The sequence below is a fragment of the Enterobacter ludwigii genome, from assembly GCA_023023105.1.
In the GTDB taxonomy this organism is placed as follows: Bacteria; Pseudomonadota; Gammaproteobacteria; order Enterobacterales; family Enterobacteriaceae; genus Enterobacter; species Enterobacter adelaidei.
This window is the reverse complement of the sequence record CP083824.1, coordinates 1,679,401-1,702,413: the sequence shown is the minus strand read 5'-3', so window position 1 is coordinate 1,702,413 and position 23,013 is coordinate 1,679,401. Positions and strand designations below refer to the sequence as shown.

Below are 23,013 nucleotides of genomic sequence, written 5' to 3'. Positions count from 1 at the left end.
AGCATTAAAATCAATTTATTATAAATATTTGTATGATTTTTAAAATCTGTGCACACATATTTACATGTACAACTTTCTTATCAAAATGGGGCATTCAATATCGTCAATTATCACAAATTAATATTGATTTTTACATTTAGTTACATGATTAACACTTGCTTTAAACTTCGTAAAAGCTAGATTGAAATTAGATGTACGAAATTGGTTTTATATTTACCTCCCTGTGGGGGTTATGGTCTGATTCTACACACAGCAGTGAAACATCTGTCAGTACTTCTGGTGTCCTCTTTTTACAGGAGGACAGCTGCCAGGTGCCAAAAAAAGTGGGGTTTCATCATGTATAATGAAGTCCATAGTTTACATGGTCATACATTACTGTTGATCACAAAACCTTCTTTGCAAGCGACAGCGTTATTACAACATTTAAAGCAATCTTTATCACTGAACGGGAAATTGCATAATATTCAACGTTCTTTTGATGATATTGCACCTGGCAGCATTATTCTTCTCGATATGATGGAAGCTGATAAAAAGCTTATCCATTACTGGCAGGATATTTTAAGCAGGAAAAACAATAATATCCGCGTGCTATTGTTGAATACGCCTGATGAGTATCCTTTCAGGGATATTGAGAGCTGGCCGCATATCAATGGCGTGTTCTACGTCACGGAAGAAGAGGACCGGGTAGTAGAGGGGCTGCAAGGTATATTGCGCGGAGAGTGTTATTTTTCGCAAAAACTTGCCAGCTACCTCATCACACACTCCGGAAATTATCGCTATAACAGTTCAGAGTCAGCACTGCTAACGCACCGTGAGAAAGAGATCCTGAACAAGTTACGCATTGGTGCTTCAAATATTGAAATCGCCCGTTCGTTATTTATCAGCGAAAATACGGTAAAGACGCACCTTTATAATCTTTTCAAGAAGATAGCTGTGAAAAACCGAACTCAGGCGGTTTCGTGGGCAAACGATAACCTCAGGCGTTAATCACATGAAGCGCACGTTGAGTTGGATCGCCGCAGCGAGTTTCCTGCTCGCAGCCGGGAATCTGCAGGCCGTCGAGGTCGAAGTTCCCGGATTGTTAACAGACCACACTGTCTCATCGATCGGGCACAGTTTTTACCGTGCCTTCAGTGATAAATGGGACAGCACATACACTGGAAATATAACAATCAACGAGCGGCCCAGTGCACGATGGGGAAGCTGGATAACAATAACGGCTAATCAGTCCGTTATTTATCAAACGTTTTTATTCCCGACCAAAATGGATTTCGACAAAAACGTATCCTTAGCACTGGCACAATCAGAAGACGCTATTAATCGCCTGCAAATAGATAAAGCCCTATTAAGCACCAGCGATTTAGCAAAAGACGAGTTCTAACGAACCGATATGCGGAGGCTGTCATGCGTATTGCATATGCAGTTGTTTCGATAATGCTGATCACCCCCATAAGTTGGGCCGGGAACATGACGTTCCAGTTCCGTAACCCTAACTTTGGCGGTAACCCTAACAACGGCGCGTTCCTGCTGAATGAAGCTCAGGCGCAAAACTCCTATAAAGATCCCAGCTTAAAGAATTTTAGCGTTGATACCCCGTCTGCTCTGGACAACTTCACACAGGCTATTCAGTCGCAGATTTTAGGTGGGTTACTGACCAACATTAATACCGGTAAACCTGGTCGAATGGTCACCAACGACTTTATTGTCGATATTGCCAACACGGACGGACAGCTCCAGTTGAATGTTACCGATCGTAAAACTGGAAAAACATCAACAATCCAGGTTTCCGGTTTACAAAGTAATTCAACTAATTTTTAAACAACAGCTAAATAAGGACAATGATCATGCAGCGCTTCCTGATATTTGTTGCAGTGTGCTTATTGAGCGGTTGTTTAACTGCTCCACCTAAAGAAGCTGCAAAACCTACTTTAATGCCTCGGGCCCAAAGTTATCGTGATTTAACACATTTACCGTCACCAACCGGTAAGATATTTGTCTCTGTTTACAACATTCAGGATGAAACCGGGCAATTTAAACCTTACCCGGCAAGTAACTTCTCCACGGCGGTGCCGCAAAGCGCCACTGCCATGCTGGTTACCGCACTCAAGGATTCACACTGGTTTATTCCTCTGGAACGCCAGGGGCTACAGAACCTGTTGAATGAGCGAAAAATTATTCGTGCAGCACAGGAAAATGGCACCGTCGCGGACAATAACCGGACGCCTCTGCAATCTCTGGCAGCCGCGAATGTCATGATTGAAGGTTCGATTATCGGTTACGAAAGTAACGTTAAATCGGGTGGTGTAGGAGCACGTTACTTCGGTATCGGCGCTGATACCCAGTATCAGCTCGACCAAATCGCCGTTAACCTGCGTGTGGTTAACGTCAGTACCGGCGAAGTGCTCTCTTCGGTGAACACCAGCAAAACCATTTTGTCTTATGAAGTACAGGCTGGGGTATTCCGCTTCATCGACTACCAGCGTTTGCTGGAGGGTGAAATTGGCTACACCTCTAACGAACCGGTCATGATGTGCCTGATGTCTGCCATTGAAACCGGCGTTATCTTCTTAATTAACGATGGTATCGATCGCGGGTTGTGGGATTTGCAAAACAAAGCAGATGTGCAGAACCCGATACTGGTGAAATACCGCGATATGTCAGTTCCTCCGGAATCCTGACAGGAAGCGCATAAAAAAGGCGAGATGATTATCTCGCCTTTTTTTATTCACTCACCGCAGTGATGCTTTGCGCTTTTTCCCGCCGCGCCGCCAGCCAAAGACCGCTGTTCTTCATGGCGTAGCCAAACAGCAACCCCAGCGCCAACGAGGGGACAACCAGTTTCCAGTCACCCTGCCCTGCAAAGGTCGCACACGCCCCCATAAAAGTTCCCGGCACGAACGAAAGCAACAGATGTTTTGCCTGGATGCACATCAAAAAAGCAACCACGCCCGTCATGACATACCCCAGCATCTCCAGATGCGGGGCCAGCGCGCTGCCTTTCATAATCACCAGCGCCCAGATAACACCGCTCATCAGGGTGCAGCCTGAAATAAAGAGACCTTTAACCCCCCCCTGCGGGCAGGCGAAATAGGCCGTGCAGCCAAGAAACCCAGCCCAGCTGAGCAGCCCGAGAGACACAGCTACCCATCCCCAAAGCCCTGAGAGAATACCAGTGGTTAATGCGATACAAAGTAATATGTTCATGGTGCGCATCTTAGCAGAAGCGCACCATAGAAATGAGATCACTAGCACATTACGTGCAAGTTGAAATGTATAGTTGCAGAGTTAATGTGATCTAAATCACTCTTCGTGTTCTTCTTCCAGCTCATCCCACATTGCCGCGATGGCGTCTCGAGTCAGCGGAGCCAGCGTTCTCCAGAATGGCGAAGTCGCATGTGCTTCGACTTTGCCAAGAAACGTTCCGACCCATGGCAACAGATACGTTTCGAACAAGGTTTCGATAGCTTCATTCTCATCATCACCTGCGTTGTCTTCGATCCAGGATGCAGCCAACAGCAGCGTACCAATATGGTCGGCTGGTGTATCGCTCAACGGCATACCGCGAGTGGAGAGGAAAGCACGGACTTCCGCTTCTGTCGCCCCTTCCTGCCAGGCAGAACGGTATGGCGAAACGCGGCATTCATCACCCACGAACAGCGCATTGTAGTCGGTCGCTACCTGCTGCATATCGCAGCTTTTTTGCAGACGCTCCAGTAACTCATCCTGTTCCAGCGGCCAGTTCTGCGCCAGTTTACCTTCACGAATTAACGTAAAGAGCGGAACCAACAGCGGGTCTTGCGGCTGGCGATAATAGAGCGTACCCAGCACGCGACAAAGGATGGAGAACTCGTTCATTTTTATTATTCCATTACACAATTAAAGATCGGCAAATTCGTCAATCGGTTCCATGCCGCGCGACTCGAGGAAATCGAGCAGCCGGCGTGGGGTCACGTTCAGGATTTGCGCTTCCGGGAAGTTAACGTCATTAAGCACCTTCAGGCACTCACTAAAATCACCCAGCGTAAACGCGGTATGGGAGTCAGAGCCCAGCGCCACCATACCTCCGGCATCTCGCACGGCAGCGGCCACTTCACGGCAGTTTGCTTCACTGCCCTTACGCGAGTGAACAAAGGAGGAGTTGTTAATCTCCAGCGCCACGCGGTGTTTCGCTGCCGCCTGGGCGACAGCCTGAATATCAATCGGATATTTTGGATTACCCGGGTGGCTAATAATATGCACATTGCCGCTGGCAATGGTGGCAATCATCGCCGCGGTGTTGGTCTCTTTATCCTGGGGAGGGAAAACCGGCTCATGGAAACCGGCGAGGATAAGGTCAAGAGACGTCAGCATCGGACCGGTGCAGTCGATCTCACCGTCGGTATTTTTAATGTTCGCCTCAATACCGCGCAGTATCCCAATGCTGTCCACCAGACGTGGCCAAATCCGCATATTCACAAAATGCCAGTAGTGCGGCGCATCCGCCATGTCCGGGCCATGATCGGTTATCGCGAACAGCTTGATGCCTTTAAGCTTGGCCTGGGCGATATAATCATGGAGATTGCTATACGCGTGGGTGCTGGCGACGGTGTGCATATGCAGGTCAACGGGATACATCTCTCTCTCCTCTGCGGTTTTTCCAAAGGATAGCAGTTATCAGCGGCGAATATTAGCAAAAACCCGGCGAACGCCGGGTTTCTCTCAGTAGCCGCGCTGCCTGTCGACCTGTCCGGTGACTGCATTACCCTTTTCCATTTCGCTGATGGTATGGGATATATACGCCACCGCCTCTGCCGGACGCGTCACGGCAGCCACGTGTGGGGTCATCGCCACGCGCGGATGCGCCCACAGAGGGCTTTCCGCAGGCAGCGGCTCGCGGCTGTAGACATCCAGCATGGCGCCTTTTAGCTTTCCGCTGTCCAGGGCCTTCAGCAGATCGGGCTCGACCAGATGCACCCCGCGCGCCAGGTTCATCAGGTAGCTCTCATCGGCTAACAGGTTGAGCAACGCTTCATTGATGATGCCGACCGTTTCCGCCGTGTTGGGCAGCAGGTTGATGAGCACGCGCGTGCCGTTGAGAAAGTCCGGCAGTTCATCCGTGCCGGCAAAGCTCTTAACGCCTGGATAATCCTTACGGCTGCGGCTCCAGCAGCGCAGCGGAAAGCCCCACGGTGCAAGCGCTTCCGCCACTTTTGAACCCAGCACACCAGCACCGAGGATACCAATGGTAAAATCTTCGCGCTGATAATCAGGCAGCGGTTCCCAGTGGGATTGCTGTTTTAATGCCTGATAGTCATCAAAGCGGCGGAACCAGTGCAGAACCTGGCTCACGGCATACTCCTGCATTTGCTGGCCCATACCGGTGTCTTCGAGGCGGAAAAGAGGAATATCTTCCGGCAGCATTTCCGGGTGAGCCTTCAGCTTGCTCAGAATGGAGTCCACACCGGCGCCCAGGGCAAAGACAGCTTTCAGTTTACGCCCCTGCAGCATTTCTACCGGCGGATGCCAGACCAGCGCGTAGTCAGCATGTTCGTTGTCACCCCGCTTCCACTCGCGAACGCGTGCGCCGGGTAACGCCGCGGTAAGCGCCTTGATCCAGTATGCCGCATCAAACGTGGGGTGATAGAAGAGTATATCCATAGTCATTCCTGCCTTTTATTGCGCTGAATTATTTTGATTTTCAACTGGATTGCCAGCATAACAAATTTATTGCGCGACTGTGCTGCTGATAAAAAAGACGCTTTCAGCACATTTAAGAATCAGGTTGCCTGAAGTTTGTCTAAACACGCTAAATTACTGAAAAAGTGAGTTGACGGCAGTTCGGCTTTTCCTTACATTAGCGCCCGTCCCGACAACAACGGGATGACAATATGGTGAGGTGTCCGAGTGGCTGAAGGAGCACGCCTGGAAAGTGTGTATACGGCAACGTATCGGGGGTTCGAATCCCCCCCTCACCGCCATATTTAAAGAAGAGCTCGCATGAAAATGCGGGCTTTTTTTTCGCATATTGCACGCTGCGGGGGGATGAGAAGCCCCGACCGGGGTTCGACAACTGGCGACAGCCAGTTGGACAGACTGAGAGCGCAGCGAACAGGCTGCCCGCAGGGCGAGCAAAGCGAGTCAATCCCCCCCGGTGCCAAAGGCAACACGGTGCGGTCTGAGCCCTTCACTCTGACCCCCTCCCCAAGGGAGAGGGATAAACTATTCTTCCACCATCTTCGCATATTCTTCGGTCAGAAAATCCACCAGCGTCCTGACAGAAGGTAACAACCCGCGTCTTGATGGATAAACAGCGTGAATCACTTCCCGTCGGGGTTCCCAGGCCTCAAGTACCCGAATCAGTTCACCTGACGCCAGCTGATCCTTCACCATCAAAATCGGCAGCTGCACCACGCCGATGCCAGCCATGGCAGCTTCACGTAGCGCAAGCATATCGGTGGTGATCAATCGAGGGTGATAATGGATCTCCGCTTTAGCACCTCCAGGCCCGGACAGCGCCCATTTATGAATATGTTTCCCCTCGTTCATGCTTAGCCCGGGCCAGGCACTGAGTTCAGACGGGGCTATCGGTTCTCCCATGCGTTGAATCAACGCCGGACTCGCGACCAGACAATGCCCCCTGTCAGCCAGCACCCTTAACACCAGATCGCTGTCATCAAACGGGCGAGGGCGGACGCGGATCGCGATATCCACGCCCTCTCCCACCAGGTCTACCCGTCGATTGGTCGCCTCAAGCTGAAGATTGATGCCGGGATAACGCGCCATAAATCTTGCCAGCATCGGACCAACATGGACATGCAACAGGGTTATCGGGCAGGTGATCCTGACAATGCCGCGCGGTTCTGCCTGCAGTGCCGCCACGGCCTCTTCTGCCGCCTCCGCCTCCACCATCATCGCTTTACAGTGCTGATAGAAGGTCTGCCCGACCTCAGTCACCGTAAATTGCCGGGTTGTTCGGTGGATGAGCCGCACGCCAAGGCGCTCTTCCAACTGCGCGATCCGGCGGCTTAGCCTGGACTTTGGCAGGTCAAGCGCCCTTCCCGCCGCCGCAAAGCCACCGTAATCCACCACCTTCACAAACCAGACGAAGTCATTGAGATCCTGCATAAATCCTCATCGTTCCATTATTAGAACAGTGAATGCCATTTTCACTATCTACCGGGATATTAAACCTGAATATAAGCTAATTGCATCAACAGAACATCAGGAGTTCATCATGAAAAACGTAACAGGTGTTTATACCGCTCCCCGACAGCACTGGGTGGGCGACGGTTTCCCGGTCCGTTCAATGTTCTCTTATCAGACGCACGGGGAGCCTCTCAGCCCGTTCCTGCTGCTGGACTACGCGGGCCCATACACCTTTCCGGCAGATGGTTCGAAACGCGGCGTAGGCCAACATCCTCACCGGGGTTTCGAAACGGTCACTATCGTCTATTCCGGTGAAGTCGAGCATCGTGACTCCACGGGCAAAGGCGGTGTAATTGGCCCCGGCGACGTGCAGTGGATGACGGCAGGTGCAGGCATTTTGCACGAGGAGTTCCACTCCAGCGCGTTCTCGCAGAAAGGAGGAGAACTCAAAATGATGCAGCTTTGGGTCAACCTTCCGGCGAAAGACAAGATGGCGGCACCGGGCTACCAGAGCATCACCAAAAGCGACATTCCAGTCGTAACGCTTTTGGATAACAGCGGCACGCTGAGGGTTATTGCCGGTCGCTACCAGGATGTGACCGGCCCGGCTCACACCTTTTCACCGCTGAATGTCTGGGATATTGCGCTGAATCAGGGAAGCCATTTGACGCTCAATCAGCCAGAAGGCTGGAGCACCGCGCTGGTGGTACTGGAAGGCAACGTCACGGTAAACGGCACGGCTGAAGCGGGTGAAGCGCAACTGGTCGTCTTAAGCCAGCAAGGCGACAAAGTGCATCTGGAAGCCAGTAGCGATGCAAAAGTGCTGCTGATGGCCGGTGAGCCACTGAACGAACCCATTGTGGGCTACGGCCCGTTTGTCATGAACAGTAAAAGCGAAATCAACGAAGCCATTCGTGATTTCAACTCCGGCCGCTTCGGCCAGATCTGAACGTAATAAAGGAGAAGAAAATGTCCACACCTGCAAATTTCAACGGAGCGCGTCCGGTTATTGATGTGAACGATGCGGTGATGTTGCTTATCGATCACCAGAGCGGTCTGTTCCAGACCGTTGGGGATATGCCAATGCCGGAACTGCGTGCCCGTGCGGCAGCGCTGGCAAAGATCGCTACCCTGGCGAAGATCCCGGTGATCACGACAGCGTCCGTTCCCCAGGGGCCGAACGGCCCGCTTATCCCGGAAATCCACGCCAACGCGCCGCATGCGCAGTACGTACCACGTAAAGGAGAGATTAACGCCTGGGATAACCCGGAATTTGTGGCAGCGGTAAAAGCCACCGGTCGCAACACGCTGATTATCGCGGGTACCATCACCAGCGTTTGCATGGCTTTCCCGTCAATTAGTGCGGTTGCTGATGGTTATAAAGTCTTTGCGGTGATCGATGCGTCTGGTACCTACAGCAAAATGGCGCAAGAGATCACCCTGGCTCGTGTCGTCCAGGCTGGCGTAGTGCCAATGGATACAGCGGCAGTCGCCTCAGAAATCCAGCGAACCTGGAACCGTGAAGACGCGGCCAAGTGGGCCGAGGTGTATACCCACATCTTCCCGGCTTATCAGCTGTTGATCGAAAGCTACGGCAAAGCACAGGACGTGGTTAAAAACAGCGAAGTGCTCGATTCACAGCGTTAATCCGGCTCTAAGCGACATGAGCTGATTAAGGCTTAACCGAACAGGCACTAAAGCAGAAAATCTGCTTGACCGTTTTAGCGCAACTCCCTATAGTAGCGCCCCGTTGCCCCCCAAGCGGTCAGGCAGCAAAACAATATGGTGAGGTGTCCGAGTGGCTGAAGGAGCACGCCTGGAAAGTGTGTATACGGCAACGTATCGGGGGTTCGAATCCCCCCCTCACCGCCATATTTAAAGAAGAGCTCGTACGAAAGTACGGGCTTTTTTTTCGCATGTTGCACTCATGCAGGGGGGGATGAGAATCCCCGACCGAGGTTCGACAACTGGCGACAGCCAGTTGGACAGACTGAGAGCGCAGCGAACAGGCTGCCCGCAGGGCGAGCAAAGCGAGTCAATCCCCCCCTCACCGCCATCTTTAAAGAAGAGCTCGTACGAAAGTACGGGCTTTTTTTCGCATGTTGCACTCATGCAGGGGGGGATGAGAATCCCCGACCGGGGTTCGACAACTGGCGACAGCCAGTTGGACAGACTGAGAGCGCAGCGAACAGGCTGCCCGCAGGGCGAGCAAAGCGAGTCAATCCCCCCCTCACCGCCATCTTTAAAGAAGAGCTCGTACGAAAGTACGGGCTTTTTTTTCGCATGTTGCACTCATGCAGGGGGGATGAGAATCCCCGACCGGGGTTCGACAACTGGCGACAGCCAGTTGGACAGACTGAGAGCGCAGCGAACAGGCTGCCCGCAGGGCGAGCAAAGCGAGTCAATCCCCCCCTCACCGCCATATTTAAAGAAGAGCTCGCATGAAAATGCGGGCTTTTTTTTAGCCCCAAAAACAGAGCGAGTTTCAGCTAACTTGCAACCAATCTTAAACAAACATTTCACTCGCCAGACACAGTTTATCACCGCTGATAAACTAGGCGGTATCCCCCCTGGAGAGCGGAAGGTTATTGTCATGCAATATGAAGAACAGCAGCTAATCAACGGCCTTTTCGAACGTCTGAAACAGACCGAACAACAAAACAGCCAACGGGATGCAGATGCAGAGCGTCAGATCGCGGAATTCGTCAGACAGCAGCCTGCGGCCCCCTACTATATGGCGCAATCGATTTTGATTCAGGAAGCGGCGCTGAAACGCCTGCAGGCCCGGGTTCAGGAGCTTGAAAGCGAATTAGCCGCGCAAAAAAGCAAACCCTCGACGGGCGGCAGTTTCCTCGGCGGCCTGTTTGGTGGCGGAAAAAGCAACCCGCAGCCGGACAACAGCTGGAATGCCCAGCAGCAACAGCCACAGGCGCAGGATTATTCACGGGCGACAGCGCCGGCTTCGGCTCCTCGCGGCGGCAGTTTTATGGCAGGCGCGCTGCAAACAGCCGCTGGCGTGGCCGGTGGCGTCGTGCTGGCCGAGATGCTGACCAGTATGTTCCATCAGTCGCGGCCGGAAGAGATCGTGAACATCATCGAAGAACCGACAACGCCCGCCGGTAATGAGTCGTTTATCGGTAATCAATACGGCGACTTTAATAATGTCTCTGACACCCGCTTCCTCAACCAGGACGATCCGTTCGGCAATAATAACGACACCTGGCAGAACAATGATGCAGATGACGACTACAGCGATGATGACGACAGCTTTATTTAACAACGTTAGCTAAAGTGACTTTAAACATATAAGGGAATAGAAAGCACAAAAAACAAAGCCCGGTTTCCCCGGGCTTTGAACACAACAGCAAACTCAGTAGTACGCTTTCAACGTGCGCTGACACAGCGCCGATCGCACGCAGTCCTCTTTGGTGAAGCGGACCACCCCAATCATCTCATCTTCCTCAAAACGTGACATCGCGTCGCTTAGTCCGGATTTCACGCCGGATGGCAGGTCACACTGGGTAATATCGCCGTTAACGATAACCGTCACGTTCTCCCCGAGGCGCGTCAAAAACATCTTCATTTGCGCAGCGGTCACGTTCTGAGCCTCGTCAAGAATGACGACCGCATTTTCAAATGTACGTCCGCGCATATAGGCGAACGGCGCGATTTCCACCTTGCCAATCTCTGGCCGCAGGCAGTACTGCATAAAGGAAGCCCCCAGTCGTTTCACCAGCACGTCATAGACAGGCCTGAAGTATGGGGCAAACTTCTCCGAAATGTCTCCGGGCAAGAAGCCGAGATCTTCATCAGCTTGCAGTACCGGACGGGTGACAATAATCCTCTCCACGTCCTTATGGATCAGCGCTTCCGCCGCTTTGGCTGCACTGATCCAGGTTTTCCCGCATCCGGCTTCACCGGTTGCAAAGATGAGCTGTTTACTCTCGATAGCATTCAGGTAGTGCGCCTGAGCCTCATTGCGCGCCACAATTGGAGAATTGTCACGGCTGTCCCGCGCCATGCCAATTGCTTCTACGCCACTCATCTGCACAAGCGAGGTGACCGATTCTTCTTCACGCTGTTTATGGCTACGTGAATCCCGTCTCAGCACACGTTTTGCTTCGCGACGAGCTTTGATCACTGCTTTTTGTCTTCCCATGGATAGCACCTTGAGTTGTTGGTATTCATCACACGCGCCAGTTTCAGCACGATTATGCGCACGAACATCAGAGGGTTGGCTTCCTTGTAAGCCATTGCTTGCTTTATCGGATGACGATACGGAACAGCTACGCGCACCATTCTGCACGTCGGTCGAACGAGATTCTTGAGGAAGGGGGGAGAATTTAGTGGTGAGGAAATCGCTGCCGGAGTCTGAGCCTCCGCGCCGGGTGCTGCGGTTGTTGTGTTTACCATGTCCAGTACAGGACGCAACCATTCGCGATCTCCATAGTGATTCAGCATCACTGCCGGGAACTACCGCTGTCTTATCTTAATTACATCAGGTGTTATCATAAATGCAACATTTATTTTACCTGATTGCAACTTTTAAGACTGTCCCTACAGTTGAAATCAGTCTCATACAGAAATACTACAGAAATATAACAACAGAATCGTCATATGAAAAAATAATGTCCCTGCGAACGTGGCGCAGGGACAGCGATCAGGCCTCAATCAGCCCTTGAGCGAGATACGCGTGTTGATCGCGTACGCCTGGCAGGGCAAAGAAATAGCCGCCGCCGATAGGTTTAATGTACTCTTCCAGCGCTTCTCCATTTAGCCGCTTCTGCACGGTCAGGAAGCCTTTTTCCAGATCGTGCTGATAGCAGACGAACAGCAGCCCCATATCAAGCTGACCGGAGTTGGTTACGCCCAGAGAGTAGCTGTAGCCACGGCGCATCATCAGGCTGGACTGCGTCTCTTTGGTGCGCGGATTAGCCAGACGAATATGGCTGTCCAGCGCAATCACATCGCCATTCGGATCGCCGGCGTAGTCGGGCACATCATGCTCATTCTTCATGCCCAGCGGTGCCCCACTCTGCTTATCACGACCAAAAATCGTCTGCTGCTCTTTGAGCGGTGTGCGGTCCCAGAACTCCACGTGGAACTGAATAATCCGCACGGCCTGATAACTTCCCCCAACGGCCCATGTCGGTTCGCCCTGATCGGCAGTGACCCACACCACCTCCTTCATGAGCGCACCATCGTGGCTGTCCGGGTTGGCCGTACCGTCCTTAAAGCCCAGCAGGTTAACCGGCGTCTCTTTCCCTTTACTGCGGGCAGCATGGTCCGAGATAAACCCTTCCCGCTTCCAGCGCACGCTCAACAGATCCGGCGTGTGCTTGATAATATCCCGAAGGGCGTGGATCACCGTGTCCTGGGTATTGGCGCAAATCTGCAGAAGCAGGTCACCGTGACAAAGAGCAGCGTCCAGCGAGTCATTCGGGAAACGCGTCATTTTCTGCAGCGCTTTTGGCTTCTGTTTTGCCAGTCCATAGCGCGCATCAAACAGCGATTCACCGAGCGAAACGGTCATCGTCAGGTTATCCGGGGCGATAAACGGCCCCAGGATACCGGAGTCCATGGGCGGAAGACGCGGATTTGGCGTTTCCGGTGCCGGCCCGCCTGCGGTGAGAAACGCGATACGTGTCGTCAGCAGACGGAACAGACGCTCCAGATCAGCTTTATCACTCGCCAGTGAGTCAAATGCCACCAGCATCATCGACGCCTGCTGCGGTGTCAGAATGCCCGACTGATGTTCACCGTAAAACGGCTGCGTCTCCATGCGAGCATTAGGGGACAGCGTGCCGGGTGCGCTTTGCGGTTTCGCCGCATGCGCCACCGGACACCCACCAGCCAGCGCAAGAGCGCCCCCCAGCGCCCCGACCCCTTTTAGCAACCGACGACGTGAAGGCTCAACCACCTCGCTTTCGTTATGCTTATTCATCGTGCTTAGTCCAGACCCAGTACGCCACGCAGCAGGGAGAGATCTTCCGCCAGGGCGGTAATCGGGCCTTTAAGCGCGTTGCGGTCGGCATCGGTCAGCTTATCGTAGGTTTCAAAGCCGTCTTTGGTTCGGTACTTCGCCAGAATGGCGTCGACTTTTTTGAAGTTAGCATCCACTTTAGCCAGCAGTTCGCTGTTCTCTTTCTGCAGTTGAGGACGCAGCAGATCGACAATTTTTTGTGAACCGTCAACGTTAGCCTGGAAATCCCACAGATCGGTATGGCTGTAGCGATCTTCTTCACCGCTGATTTTGCTCGCGGCCACTTCTTCAATCAGCCCTGCGGCACCGCCCACCACTTTTGACGGTGGGAAAGCCAGCTCGCTGATGCGCTTTTGCAACTCCAGCACGTCACCGTTCAGTTGCTCAGCGTATTTCTCCATCCCTTTGGTGGAGTTGTCGCCAAACAGGGCTTTCTCCAGACGGTGGAAACCGGTGAATTTCGGATCGGCCGCTTTCTGCTCGAAATCGTCTTCGCGGGCATCAATGCTGCCATCAAGGTCAGAGAACAACTCGGCAATCGGCTCGATACGCTCGTAGTGCTGACGGGTTGGCGCATAGAGGGATTTCGCTTTTTCGATATCACCTGCTTTCACCGCATCGGTAAAGGCTTTGGTACCCGCAACCAGGTCGGCCGTCTCTTTGGAGACATACGCTTTATAGGCGGTAATCGCCTCACCCAGGCTCAGCACCGCCGCACCTTTCGTCGCATCGGCCGTTGCTTCACCTTTGACGATCAGCTTACCTTTAGGGTTAGTCAGCAGACCGCAGGTCATCTCATACTCGCCCGGCTGCAGGTTGGCGGTCATCTTCTGGCTGAAGCCAGGAGCGATATTTTCGCGCTCTTCCACCACCAGTACACCCTTCAGAATTTCCCACTCCAGCGCCTTCTGGCTGTGGTTCTGGATAATAAACTGGGTCTTGCCGCTGTTAACCGTGAGGGTCATCGGCTCACACTGCTTGTCATTGACGGTGACTTTAACCTGAGGAACATCCGCACCCCAGGCGGAGAATGCAGAAGCGAACAGCGCGGCGATGCCTGCGCATAATGCACTACGACGGAACTGAATTGCCATGGCTCTTCCCTTTTAAAGTATGTTGTAACTAAAGCAAATATTATGGTGTAACGCGCGACGCCTGCGTGCCGGAACGCGGCGGCATTGCGAACAGCACCAGCGCCGGAATGAGATAGATAAAGTACATCGCCACTTCGCTGACGCTCGGGGTTTCCTGATAGCCGAAGATGCCTTCGAGCAGGGTGCCGGTCAGTGAATGAGTGGAAAGAACGTTGCTGAGATCAAACGCCACGTCCTGGAAATGGTTCCACAGGCCCGCTTCATGGAAGGCGCGAATCGCCCCTGCCGCCAGCCCTGCCGCCACCAGCAGAATAAACAGACTCGTCCACTTGAAGAAGGCCCCCAGGTTAAGGCGAATGCCGCCCCAGTAGAGCAGGAAACCCAGCACCACAGCCGTAGCAAGGCCCAGCATCGCACCTAACGGCGGCCAAATGCCGACATCCTGCTGAAACGCCGCCAGCAGGAAGAAAACGGACTCCAGGCCTTCACGCGCGACGGCGAAAAAGACCATCATGATCAGCGCCCAGCCGTGGTTATTGCTCTTTTGCAGGGCGTTATCCACCGCCTGCTCCAGCTGTACCTTTACGTTACGGGAGACTTTACGCATCCAGAACACCATCCAGGTGAGGATCACCACCGCGATCACCGCAACGATGCCTTCAAACAGCTCCTGCTCTTTCTGCGGGAATTCACCGGTGGTTTCATTGATCAGGATGCCCAGGCCCAGACAGAGCGCCGCGGCAAGGAACACCCCCACCCACATGACGCCAATCCAGCGTCCACGCCGGGTTCGCTTCAGATAACTGGCGATGAGACTGACGATGAGGGCAGCTTCGAGCCCTTCACGCAACATAATGAGAAATGGAACAAACATGCCGACACCTTAAATGTTTATCGCAGTCAACTGATGCAAAGAAAGGTAAATTCTTGTGATAGTGATTATCATTACGGCGAAGAGAAAAACAAGCGAAATGTGTGTTGTTTTGATGACGAGTTGTAAACGCAAAGTCTGGTAATAGTTGCCGTCGTTATCGTTAAGTTTATAAGTTATAACGAAAATGCCCATTTACGGTTAATCAGGGCTGTGGCTAAATACCTGCCTCAAACACCTGGTGAAAATTAATTATGTTTAAGATTGTCCATTTCCTGCTGGCGCTGGTGATTATTCTTGCGCTGGCCTGGCTGGTGAGTTTCGACCGCCGAAAAGTTCGCATTCGTTTTGTTTTACAGCTGATTGTCATTGAGATTGCTCTGGCGTTCTTTTTCCTGCACGCCGAAAGCGGGTTATTCCTGATTAAATACGTCTCAGGGTTCTTTGAATCACTGCTGAAATTTGCTGCCGAAGGCACCAATTTTGTCTTTGGCGGAATGGGTGAAAAAGGGCTGGCGTTCATTTTCCTCGGCGTACTTTGCCCGATTATTTTTATTTCCGCGCTGATCGGTATTCTGCAACACTGGCGAATTCTGCCGATATTTATTCGGGTGATCGGCACGCTGCTGTCAAAACTGAACGGTATGGGCAAGCTGGAATCCTTTAATGCGGTGAGTTCATTGATCCTCGGCCAGTCTGAAAACTTCATTGCCTACAAAGGCGTGCTGGGCGATCTCTCCTCACGTCGTCTCTTCACGATGGCGGCTACAGCCATGTCGACGGTCTCTTTGTCGATTGTTGGCGCCTATATGACCATGCTCGATGCCAAATTTGTGGTGGCGGCGCTGATTCTGAACATGTTCAGCACTTTTATTATTCTCTCCGTCATCAACCCGGCGCGCCCGGAAGCGGAGCCGGATATCAAACTTGAAAAACTGCATGAATCCCAGAGCTTCTTCGAAATGCTCGGCGAGTATATTCTGGCCGGTTTTAAAGTGGCGATGATTATTCTGGCGATGCTGATTGGCTTTATTGCCCTTATTAGCGCCGTTAACGCCCTCTTCTCCAGCCTGTTTGGCATGAGCTTCCAGCAAATCCTGGGTTATGTATTTTATCCCCTGGCGTGGCTGGTGGGCATTCCTCTGAGCGATGCCTTAAATGCGGGCAGTATTATGGCAACCAAACTGGTGGCGAATGAATTTGTGGCGATGATTGAGCTGCAAAAAATCGCTCATGCGATGTCACCGCGCGGGCTGGGTATTTTGTCCATCTTCCTGGTGTCGTTCGCGAACTTTGCATCCATCGGCATTGTGGCCGGGGCGATTAAAGGCCTGAACGAGCAGCAGGGGAACGTGGTGTCACGTTTTGGTTTGCGTCTGGTGTATGGCGCGACGCTGGTGAGTCTGCTGTCAGCGAGTTTTGCGGGTTTAGTGTTGTAAATGAGAACGGCGGGATATCCCGCCGTTGCGATTAAAACTGCACGCAAACCGGCTGGTCGACACGCATCACCGATTCCTGCGCGAAGCGGGATTTATAAATCCCGCGTAACGCTTCGATGTTCTTTTCACTCTGCGCATCTTTACCGTGGATCAGCATCAATGCTTTACTCGGTTCACGCGCCACTTTCCCGTCGTTCCCTAACCACTGCCCACGCGCATCAAATACCGTCAGACCGTCACGAAAACGCGGTGTAACGTCCTGATCAACAAACTGCTGCCACTCGTTACTGGTGATCTGCGCCCCAGCCGGACGGTTCAGTCCGAAATAGAGCGTTGTTTGCTGCATCTGGTTATCCGCTTTGCAGGTCTCTACCGCCGCGTGTTGCGATGGCGCAGTGCAGCCAGCCAGCATCAGTAATGCCGCTGCCATTACCCCTGTTTTGATTGTCATGCTTCGCTATCCTCATTGTTATAAGCACATGGATATCACAGGAAATTACGGATTTTGGCAAGAAAAAAGCCGGGCAGCGCTAGCGCTTGCCCGGCCTTCAGTGTTCCGAGGAAAAAATTATTCCGGCTGCAGCTTCGTCGGTGGTGCAGAGCGGTAATGCGCATCTGCTTCAGCAAAGCGTTTCTGCATGGAGGCTGACGGCGCTTTACCCAGCAGGCTGAAGACCACAATACCAATGCTACCGAAAATGAAGCCCGGAATGATTTCATACAGGCCCAGCCACGCGAACTGTTTCCAGACGATAACGGTCAGCGCACCGATAATCATTCCCGCCAGCGCGCCGTTACGGGTCATACGTGACCACATGACGGAGAACAGCACGACCGGACCAAATGCCGCACCAAAGCCCGCCCATGCGTAGCTCACGAGGCCCAGCACGCGGTTTTCCGGGTTGGCCGCCAGTGCAATCGCCACCAGCGCCACCAGCAGAACCATAAAGCGCCCTACCCACACCAGCTCTTTCTGGCTTGCACCTTTGCGCAGGAAAGCTTTGTACAGGTCTTCGGTGATGGCACTGGAGCAGACCAGCAGCTGACAGCTCAGGGTAGACATCACCGCCGCCAGGATCGCGGAGAGCAGAATACCGGCAATCCACGGGTTAAACAGAATCTGCGCCAGCTCGATAAACACACGTTCGGCGTTCTGGTTCACCGCGCCCGCCTGTGCCGGGTTATTGTTGAAGTACGCGATACCAAAGAAACCTACCGCACACGCACCCGCCAGACACAGGATCATCCACGTCATACTGATACGACGCGCATGCACGATGGTGTGGTGAGAGTCCGCGGCCATAAAGCGCGCCAGAATATGCGGCTGACCGAAGTAACCCAGACCCCAGCCCATCAGCGACACGATGGCAACGAAGTTCAGCCCTTTCAGCATGTCGACGTTTTCAATGCTCTTCTGTTTGATCACTTCCAGCGAATCGGCAAAGCCGCCAACGGTGAAAATCACAATCACCGGGGTCAGGATCAGGGCGAAGATCATCAGGCTCGCCTGCACGGTGTCTGTCCAGCTTACGGCCAGGAAACCGCCCACGAAGGTATACAGGATGGTCGCCGCAGCACCGGCCCAGAGGGCGGTTTCGTAGCTCATGCCGAAGGTGCTTTCGAACAGACGCGCGCCCGCCACAATGCCGGAGGCACAGTAGATGGTGAAGAACAGCAGAATAACCACCGCAGAGATAATGCGCAGGATGCGGCTGTTATCTTCAAAGCGTCCGGTGAAGTAATCCGGCAGCGTCAGGGCGTTATTATTGGCCTCGGTATGCACACGCAGACGGCCTGCCACCAGTTTCCAGTTGATCCATGCCCCGACAGTCAGGCCGATGGCAATCCAGCTTTCTGAAATACCGGAGATGAAAATCGCGCCTGGTAACCCCATCAGCAGCCAGCCGCTCATGTCTGATGCCCCCGCAGATAACGCGGTCACCATCGGGCCTAAACTACGTCCGCCCAGAATGTAGTCGTCAAAGTTCTTTGTTGAACGCCATGCCAAAAACCCTATAAGGATCATGCCAAAAATATAAACGAGAAATGTCACCAGCATCGGTGTGCTAATAGCCATTCAAATTCTCCAAAAAGTCGAGCGACAACCGTCCGGGCTGCCTTGTTATATGATCACCGGAACGTGGTGAATGTATCTTGTGTTTCCGTTGGGCGCGCTATCCTGCCGTATGCGCACCCCGCTGACAAACGATTTAACACTGCATTTACATCAAATTCATCCCTGGCTTGATACAACTTTCCTATAGGTTGCACTCGCTCACACTTATACGGGTTGCACCTTTTAAAAATGTTAAGCGCCGCATAAAAACAGGCCTGCGATGCAGAAGCCAGCTCTTTTTTCCAGCTAACCATTCATTAACAATCCATTCATTTTCTGGGTTGCAAACCAGGTCACATTTAACACGGTTGCACAAAGTTGCAACATGGTGGATATTTCACGCTAACGACAGAACACTATTAAAGAACAACAGGAGTTTTGGCATGGGTATGACCACCATGGGGGTTAAGCTGGATGACGCAACGCGCGAACGGATTAAGTCCGCAGCCACCCGCATTGACCGCACACCACACTGGCTAATCAAGCAGGCAATTTTTAACTATCTGGAAAGACTGGAGAGTGAAGACGGTCTGCCAGAGCTGCCTGCCCTGCTGGCTGGCGCGGCGAATGAAAGTGAGGAAGCCCCGATCGCGGGCGAAGACAGTCATCAGCCGTTCCTTGAATTTGCCGAGCAGATCCTGCCGCAATCCGTCAGCCGTGCCGCCATCACCGGCGCCTGGCGCCGTGCCGAAACCGACGCCGTTCCGATGCTGCTGGAGCAGGCCCGCCTGCCGGAAGCGATTGCCGCGCAGGCACACAGCCTGGCATATCAATTAGCCGACAAGCTGCGTAACCAGAAAACCGCCACCGGCCGCGCCGGAATGGTTCAGGGTCTGCTGCAGGAATTTTCCCTCTCGTCACAGGAAGGCGTGGCGCTGATGTGCCTCGCGGAAGCGCTGCTGCGTATTCCGGATAAAGCCACCCGTGACGCGCTGATCCGCGACAAGATCAGCAACGGTAACTGGCAGTCACACATTGGCCGCAGCCCGTCGCTGTTCGTTAACGCCGCCACCTGGGGTCTGCTGTTTACCGGCAAGCTGGTCTCGACCCATAACGAAGCCAACCTCTCCCGTTCCCTGAACCGCATCATCGGCAAGAGCGGCGAACCGCTGATCCGCAAGGGCGTGGATATGGCGATGCGCCTGATGGGAGAGCAGTTTGTCACGGGTGAAACCATTGCCGAAGCGCTGGCAAACGCCCGCAAGCTGGAAGATAAAGGTTTCCGCTACTCGTACGACATGCTGGGTGAAGCAGCGCTGACCGCCGCCGACGCGCAGGCCTATATGGTTTCTTACCAGCAGGCGATCCACGCCATTGGTAAAGCGTCAAACGGTCGCGGGATTTATGAAGGCCCGGGCATCTCCATTAAGCTGTCCGCGCTGCACCCGCGCTACAGCCGCGCGCAGTACGACCGGGTGATGGAAGAACTCTACCCACGACTGAAATCGCTGACCCTGCTGGCGCGCCAGTATGATATTGGTATTAACATCGATGCCGAAGAGGCCGACCGTCTGGAGATCTCTCTCGATCTGCTGGAAAAACTGTGCTTCGAGCCAGAGCTGGCGGGCTGGAACGGGATTGGTTTCGTTATTCAGGCCTACCAGAAGCGCTGTCCGTTCGTCATTGATTATCTGATTGACCTGGCAAGCCGCAGCCGTCGCCGCCTGATGATCCGTCTTGTGAAAGGCGCCTACTGGGACAGCGAAATCAAACGCGCCCAGATGGACGGTCTGGAAGGCTATCCGGTCTATACCCGCAAGGTGTACACCGACGTCTCTTATCTCGCCTGTGCGAAAAAGCTGCTCGGCGTGCCGAACCTGATCTATCCGCAGTTCGCTACCCACAATGCCCACACCCTGGCGGCGATCTACAGCCTGGCCGGACAGAACTACTACCCGGGCCAGTATGAATTCCAGTGCCTGCACGGCATGGGTGAACCGCTGTACGAGCAGGTCACCGGTAAAGTGGCGGACGGCAAGTTGAACCGTCCGTGCCGTATCTATGCCCCGGTGGGCACCCACGAAACCCTGCTGGCGTACCTGGTGCGTCGTCTGCTGGAAAACGGCGCGAACACCTCCTTCGTTAACCGCATCGCCGATACCACCCTGCCGCTGGACGAGCTGGTGGCCGACCCGGTACAGGCGGTGGAGAAGATGGCTGCGCAGGAAGGCCAGATTGGCCTGCCGCATCCGAAGATTGCCCTGCCGCGCGAGTTGTACGGCAAAGGCCGCGTGAACTCGGCAGGTCTGGATCTCGCCAACGAACACCGTCTGGCGTCCCTCTCCTCTGCCCTGCTCAACAGCGCGCTGCAGAAATGGCAGGCTAAACCAATGCTGGAGCAACCTGTCGCTGATGGAGAAATGCAGCCAGTGATTAACCCGGCGGAGCCAAAAGATATCGTCGGCTACGTGCGTGAAGCGACTGACGCGGAAGTGGATCAGGCGCTGGACAGCGCAGTGAATAACGCCCCTATCTGGTTCGCCACCCCTCCTGAGGAACGTGCCGCCATTCTCGAACGTGCTGCGGTGCTGATGGAAGATCAGATGCAACAGCTCATCGGCATTCTGGTGCGCGAAGCGGGTAAAACCTTCAGCAACGCCATTGCCGAAGTGCGCGAGGCCGTCGACTTCCTGCACTACTACGCCGGCCAGGTGCGTGATGATTTCGATAATGAAACCCACCGTCCGCTTGGCCCGGTCGTGTGTATTAGCCCGTGGAACTTCCCACTGGCGATCTTCACCGGCCAGATTGCCGCGGCGCTTGCGGCGGGTAACAGCGTGCTGGCAAAACCGGCAGAACAAACCCCGCTGATTGCCGCCCAGGGCATCAACATTCTTCTGGAAGCCGGCGTTCCGGCGGGCGTGGTTCAGCTGCTGCCTGGCCGTGGTGAAACGGTCGGTGCGAAGCTCACCGCCGATAACCGCGTGCGCGGCGTGATGTTCACCGGCTCGACCGAAGTGGCCTCCCTGCTGCAGCGCAACATCGCCACCCGTCTTGACGCGCAGGGTCGTCCGACGCCGCTCATCGCGGAAACCGGCGGCATGAACGCCATGATCGTTGACTCCTCCGCGCTCACCGAGCAGGTGGTGGTTGACGTTCTGGCTTCCGCCTTCGACAGCGCCGGCCAGCGCTGCTCCGCCCTGCGCGTGCTGTGCCTGCAGGATGACGTGGCCGACCACACGCTGAAGATGCTGCGCGGTGCAATGTCCGAATGCCGTATGGGCAATCCGGGCCGTCTCACCACCGATATCGGCCCGGTGATCGACGCAGAAGCCAAAGCCAACATCGAAAACCACATTCAGACCATGCGTGCCAAAGGCCGTCCGGTGTTCCAGGCCGTACGTGAAACCAGCGAAGATGCCCGCGAATGGCGCACCGGTACCTTTGTGCCGCCAACGCTGATTGAACTGGCGAGCTTCGACGAACTGAAAAAAGAGGTCTTCGGTCCGGTGCTCCACGTGGTGCGCTACAACCGTAACAACCTTAACGCGCTGATTGAGCAGATCAACGATTCCGGCTATGGCCTGACGCTGGGTGTCCATACCCGTATTGACGAAACCATCGCCCAGGTGACCGGTAGCGCCAAAGTGGGCAACCTGTACGTGAACCGTAACATGGTTGGCGCGGTCGTGGGCGTGCAGCCGTTCGGCGGCGAAGGCTTGTCCGGTACGGGTCCAAAAGCGGGTGGTCCGCTCTATCTGTACCGTCTGCTGGCGAACCGTCCGGAGAACGCGCTGGGCGTCACCCTGGCACGTCAGGACGCAGACTATCCGGTGGATGCGCAGCTGAAAACCGTGCTGACGCAGCCGCTGGAAGCGCTTATCACGTGGGCGGAAAAACGTCCTGAACTGCGTGCTCTCGCGCAGCAGTATGGCGAGCTGGCGCAGGCAGGTACGCAGCGTCTGCTGCCGGGTCCAACCGGCGAGCGCAACACCTGGACGCTGATGCCGCGTGAGCGCGTGCTGTGCGTGGCGGATAACGAGCAGGATGCGCTGGTGCAGCTGGCTGCTGCCGCGGCGACCGGTTGTGAAGTGCTGTGGCCGGAAGATGCACTGCATCGTGACCTGGCTAAACAGCTGCCGAAAGCAGTCTCGTCCCGCATTCACTTCGCGAAAGCGGATGCATTGCTGACGCAGCCGTTTGACGCCGTTATCTACCACGGTGATTCTGACCAGCTCCGTGAACTGTGCGAGCAGGTTGCAGCCCGCAGCGGGGCGATTGTTTCGGTGCAGGGCTTCGCTCGCGGTGAAACCAACCTGTTGCTGGAGCGTCTGTACGTTGAGCGCTCACTCAGCGTCAACACCGCCGCCGCAGGGGGTAACGCCAGCCTGATGACAATCGGCTAACGCTGTGCTAATAAGGCTCCGGAGACGGAGCCTTATTTT

Annotated in this window: 20 protein-coding genes, 2 tRNA genes and 3 other RNA genes; 14 read left to right on the top strand and 11 right to left on the bottom strand. The window is 54.1% G+C overall.

Going from position 1 to position 23,013, the window contains the following annotated elements; genetic code table 11:
* The first annotated feature begins 336 nt into the window (after positions 1-336).
* The 4 genes from csgD to csgG are packed head-to-tail and all read left to right on the top strand — an operon-like array spanning position 337 to position 2,678.
* Positions 337-987, top strand: a complete 651-nt coding sequence (csgD, locus tag LCD46_08065) for a transcriptional regulator CsgD (GenBank protein UOY72249.1) — start codon at positions 337-339, stop codon at positions 985-987.
* A 4-nt stretch (positions 988-991) separates the two neighbouring features.
* Positions 992-1,381, top strand: a complete 390-nt coding sequence (csgE, locus tag LCD46_08060) for a curli production assembly/transport protein CsgE (GenBank protein ID UOY72248.1) — start codon at positions 992-994, stop codon at positions 1,379-1,381.
* Positions 1,382-1,404: 23 nt separating this feature from the next.
* On the top strand, positions 1,405-1,818 hold the full coding sequence (gene csgF, locus LCD46_08055) for a curli production assembly/transport protein CsgF (GenBank protein UOY72247.1): 414 nt from the start codon (positions 1,405-1,407) through the stop codon (positions 1,816-1,818).
* 26 nt (positions 1,819-1,844) lie between these two features.
* On the top strand, positions 1,845-2,678 hold the full coding sequence (gene csgG / locus LCD46_08050) for a curli production assembly/transport protein CsgG (protein ID UOY72246.1): 834 nt from the start codon (positions 1,845-1,847) through the stop codon (positions 2,676-2,678).
* Positions 2,679-2,721: 43 nt separating this feature from the next.
* On the opposite strand, the gene LCD46_08045 is transcribed toward csgG, so the two are convergent.
* The 4 genes from LCD46_08045 to ghrA form a co-directional block, all read right to left on the bottom strand.
* Complete coding sequence (locus LCD46_08045) at positions 2,722-3,204, bottom strand: DUF1097 domain-containing protein (protein ID UOY72245.1); 483 nt, start codon at positions 3,202-3,204, stop codon at positions 2,722-2,724.
* A 96-nt stretch (positions 3,205-3,300) separates the two neighbouring features.
* Positions 3,301-3,855, bottom strand: a complete 555-nt coding sequence (locus LCD46_08040) for a molecular chaperone (protein ID UOY72244.1) — start codon at positions 3,853-3,855, stop codon at positions 3,301-3,303.
* A gap of 21 nt (positions 3,856-3,876) precedes the next feature.
* Entirely contained in the window at positions 3,877-4,614 is a 738-nt protein-coding gene (locus LCD46_08035) for a phosphatase (GenBank protein UOY72243.1), read from the bottom strand.
* An 84-nt stretch (positions 4,615-4,698) separates the two neighbouring features.
* The gene (ghrA, locus tag LCD46_08030) at positions 4,699-5,637 is read right to left on the bottom strand and encodes a glyoxylate/hydroxypyruvate reductase GhrA (protein UOY72242.1); all 939 of its coding nucleotides are present in this window, start codon (positions 5,635-5,637) and stop codon (positions 4,699-4,701) included.
* Between the two features lie 232 nt (positions 5,638-5,869).
* Here ghrA and LCD46_08025 point away from each other — a divergent pair.
* A tRNA-Ser gene (locus LCD46_08025) sits at positions 5,870-5,957 on the top strand.
* 241 nt (positions 5,958-6,198) lie between these two features.
* Here the strand turns inward: LCD46_08025 and LCD46_08020 are convergent.
* A complete protein-coding gene (locus tag LCD46_08020; GenBank protein UOY72241.1) occupies positions 6,199-7,104 on the bottom strand; it encodes a LysR family transcriptional regulator in 906 nt (301 codons plus the stop codon).
* A gap of 109 nt (positions 7,105-7,213) precedes the next feature.
* Here LCD46_08020 and LCD46_08015 point away from each other — a divergent pair, with 109 nt between their 5' ends.
* From LCD46_08015 to LCD46_07985, 7 genes are all read left to right on the top strand, one after another.
* The gene (locus LCD46_08015) at positions 7,214-8,074 is read left to right on the top strand and encodes a pirin family protein (protein UOY72240.1); all 861 of its coding nucleotides are present in this window, start codon (positions 7,214-7,216) and stop codon (positions 8,072-8,074) included.
* A gap of 20 nt (positions 8,075-8,094) precedes the next feature.
* Positions 8,095-8,772 (top strand): isochorismatase family protein, encoded by a 678-nt coding sequence (locus LCD46_08010; protein UOY72239.1) that lies wholly within the window; start codon positions 8,095-8,097, stop codon positions 8,770-8,772.
* 137 nt (positions 8,773-8,909) lie between these two features.
* Positions 8,910-8,997 (top strand) — tRNA-Ser (locus tag LCD46_08005).
* A gap of 46 nt (positions 8,998-9,043) precedes the next feature.
* Positions 9,044-9,181, top strand: a non-coding RNA gene (locus LCD46_08000) — RtT sRNA.
* Positions 9,182-9,226: 45 nt separating this feature from the next.
* A non-coding RNA gene (locus LCD46_07995) (RtT sRNA) lies at positions 9,227-9,364 on the top strand.
* A 46-nt stretch (positions 9,365-9,410) separates the two neighbouring features.
* A non-coding RNA gene (locus LCD46_07990) (RtT sRNA) lies at positions 9,411-9,547 on the top strand.
* A gap of 171 nt (positions 9,548-9,718) precedes the next feature.
* The gene (locus LCD46_07985; GenBank protein UOY72238.1) at positions 9,719-10,402 is read left to right on the top strand and encodes a DUF2076 domain-containing protein; all 684 of its coding nucleotides are present in this window, start codon (positions 9,719-9,721) and stop codon (positions 10,400-10,402) included.
* Between the two features lie 93 nt (positions 10,403-10,495).
* Here the strand turns inward: LCD46_07985 and phoH are convergent, their stop codons facing one another.
* The 4 genes from phoH to LCD46_07965 all read right to left on the bottom strand — a co-directional run bounded on the left by phoH (position 10,496) and on the right by LCD46_07965 (position 15,076).
* Entirely contained in the window at positions 10,496-11,284 is a 789-nt protein-coding gene (phoH, locus tag LCD46_07980; protein UOY72237.1) for a phosphate starvation-inducible protein PhoH, read from the bottom strand.
* Positions 11,285-11,785: 501 nt separating this feature from the next.
* A complete protein-coding gene (gene efeB, locus LCD46_07975; GenBank protein ID UOY72236.1) occupies positions 11,786-13,069 on the bottom strand; it encodes a deferrochelatase/peroxidase EfeB in 1,284 nt (427 codons plus the stop codon).
* A 5-nt stretch (positions 13,070-13,074) separates the two neighbouring features.
* Entirely contained in the window at positions 13,075-14,202 is a 1,128-nt protein-coding gene (locus LCD46_07970; GenBank protein ID UOY72235.1) for an iron uptake system protein EfeO, read from the bottom strand.
* Positions 14,203-14,242: 40 nt separating this feature from the next.
* Entirely contained in the window at positions 14,243-15,076 is an 834-nt protein-coding gene (locus tag LCD46_07965; GenBank protein ID UOY72234.1) for an FTR1 family protein, read from the bottom strand.
* 251 nt (positions 15,077-15,327) lie between these two features.
* Between LCD46_07965 and LCD46_07960 the strand changes: the two genes are divergently transcribed.
* Complete coding sequence (locus LCD46_07960) at positions 15,328-16,512, top strand: NupC/NupG family nucleoside CNT transporter (GenBank protein UOY72233.1); 1,185 nt, start codon at positions 15,328-15,330, stop codon at positions 16,510-16,512.
* A 31-nt stretch (positions 16,513-16,543) separates the two neighbouring features.
* Here the strand turns inward: LCD46_07960 and LCD46_07955 are convergent, their stop codons facing one another.
* Entirely contained in the window at positions 16,544-16,963 is a 420-nt protein-coding gene (locus tag LCD46_07955; GenBank protein UOY72232.1) for a DUF3574 domain-containing protein, read from the bottom strand.
* 117 nt (positions 16,964-17,080) lie between these two features.
* Positions 17,081-18,589, bottom strand: coding sequence for a sodium/proline symporter PutP (putP, locus tag LCD46_07950; GenBank protein UOY72231.1), 1,509 nt, complete (start codon positions 18,587-18,589; stop codon positions 17,081-17,083).
* 422 nt (positions 18,590-19,011) lie between these two features.
* On the opposite strand from putP, the gene putA reads away from it, so the two are divergent.
* On the top strand, positions 19,012-22,974 hold the full coding sequence (gene putA / locus LCD46_07945) for a trifunctional transcriptional regulator/proline dehydrogenase/L-glutamate gamma-semialdehyde dehydrogenase (protein ID UOY72230.1): 3,963 nt from the start codon (positions 19,012-19,014) through the stop codon (positions 22,972-22,974).
* Positions 22,975-23,013: the final 39 nt, after the last annotated feature.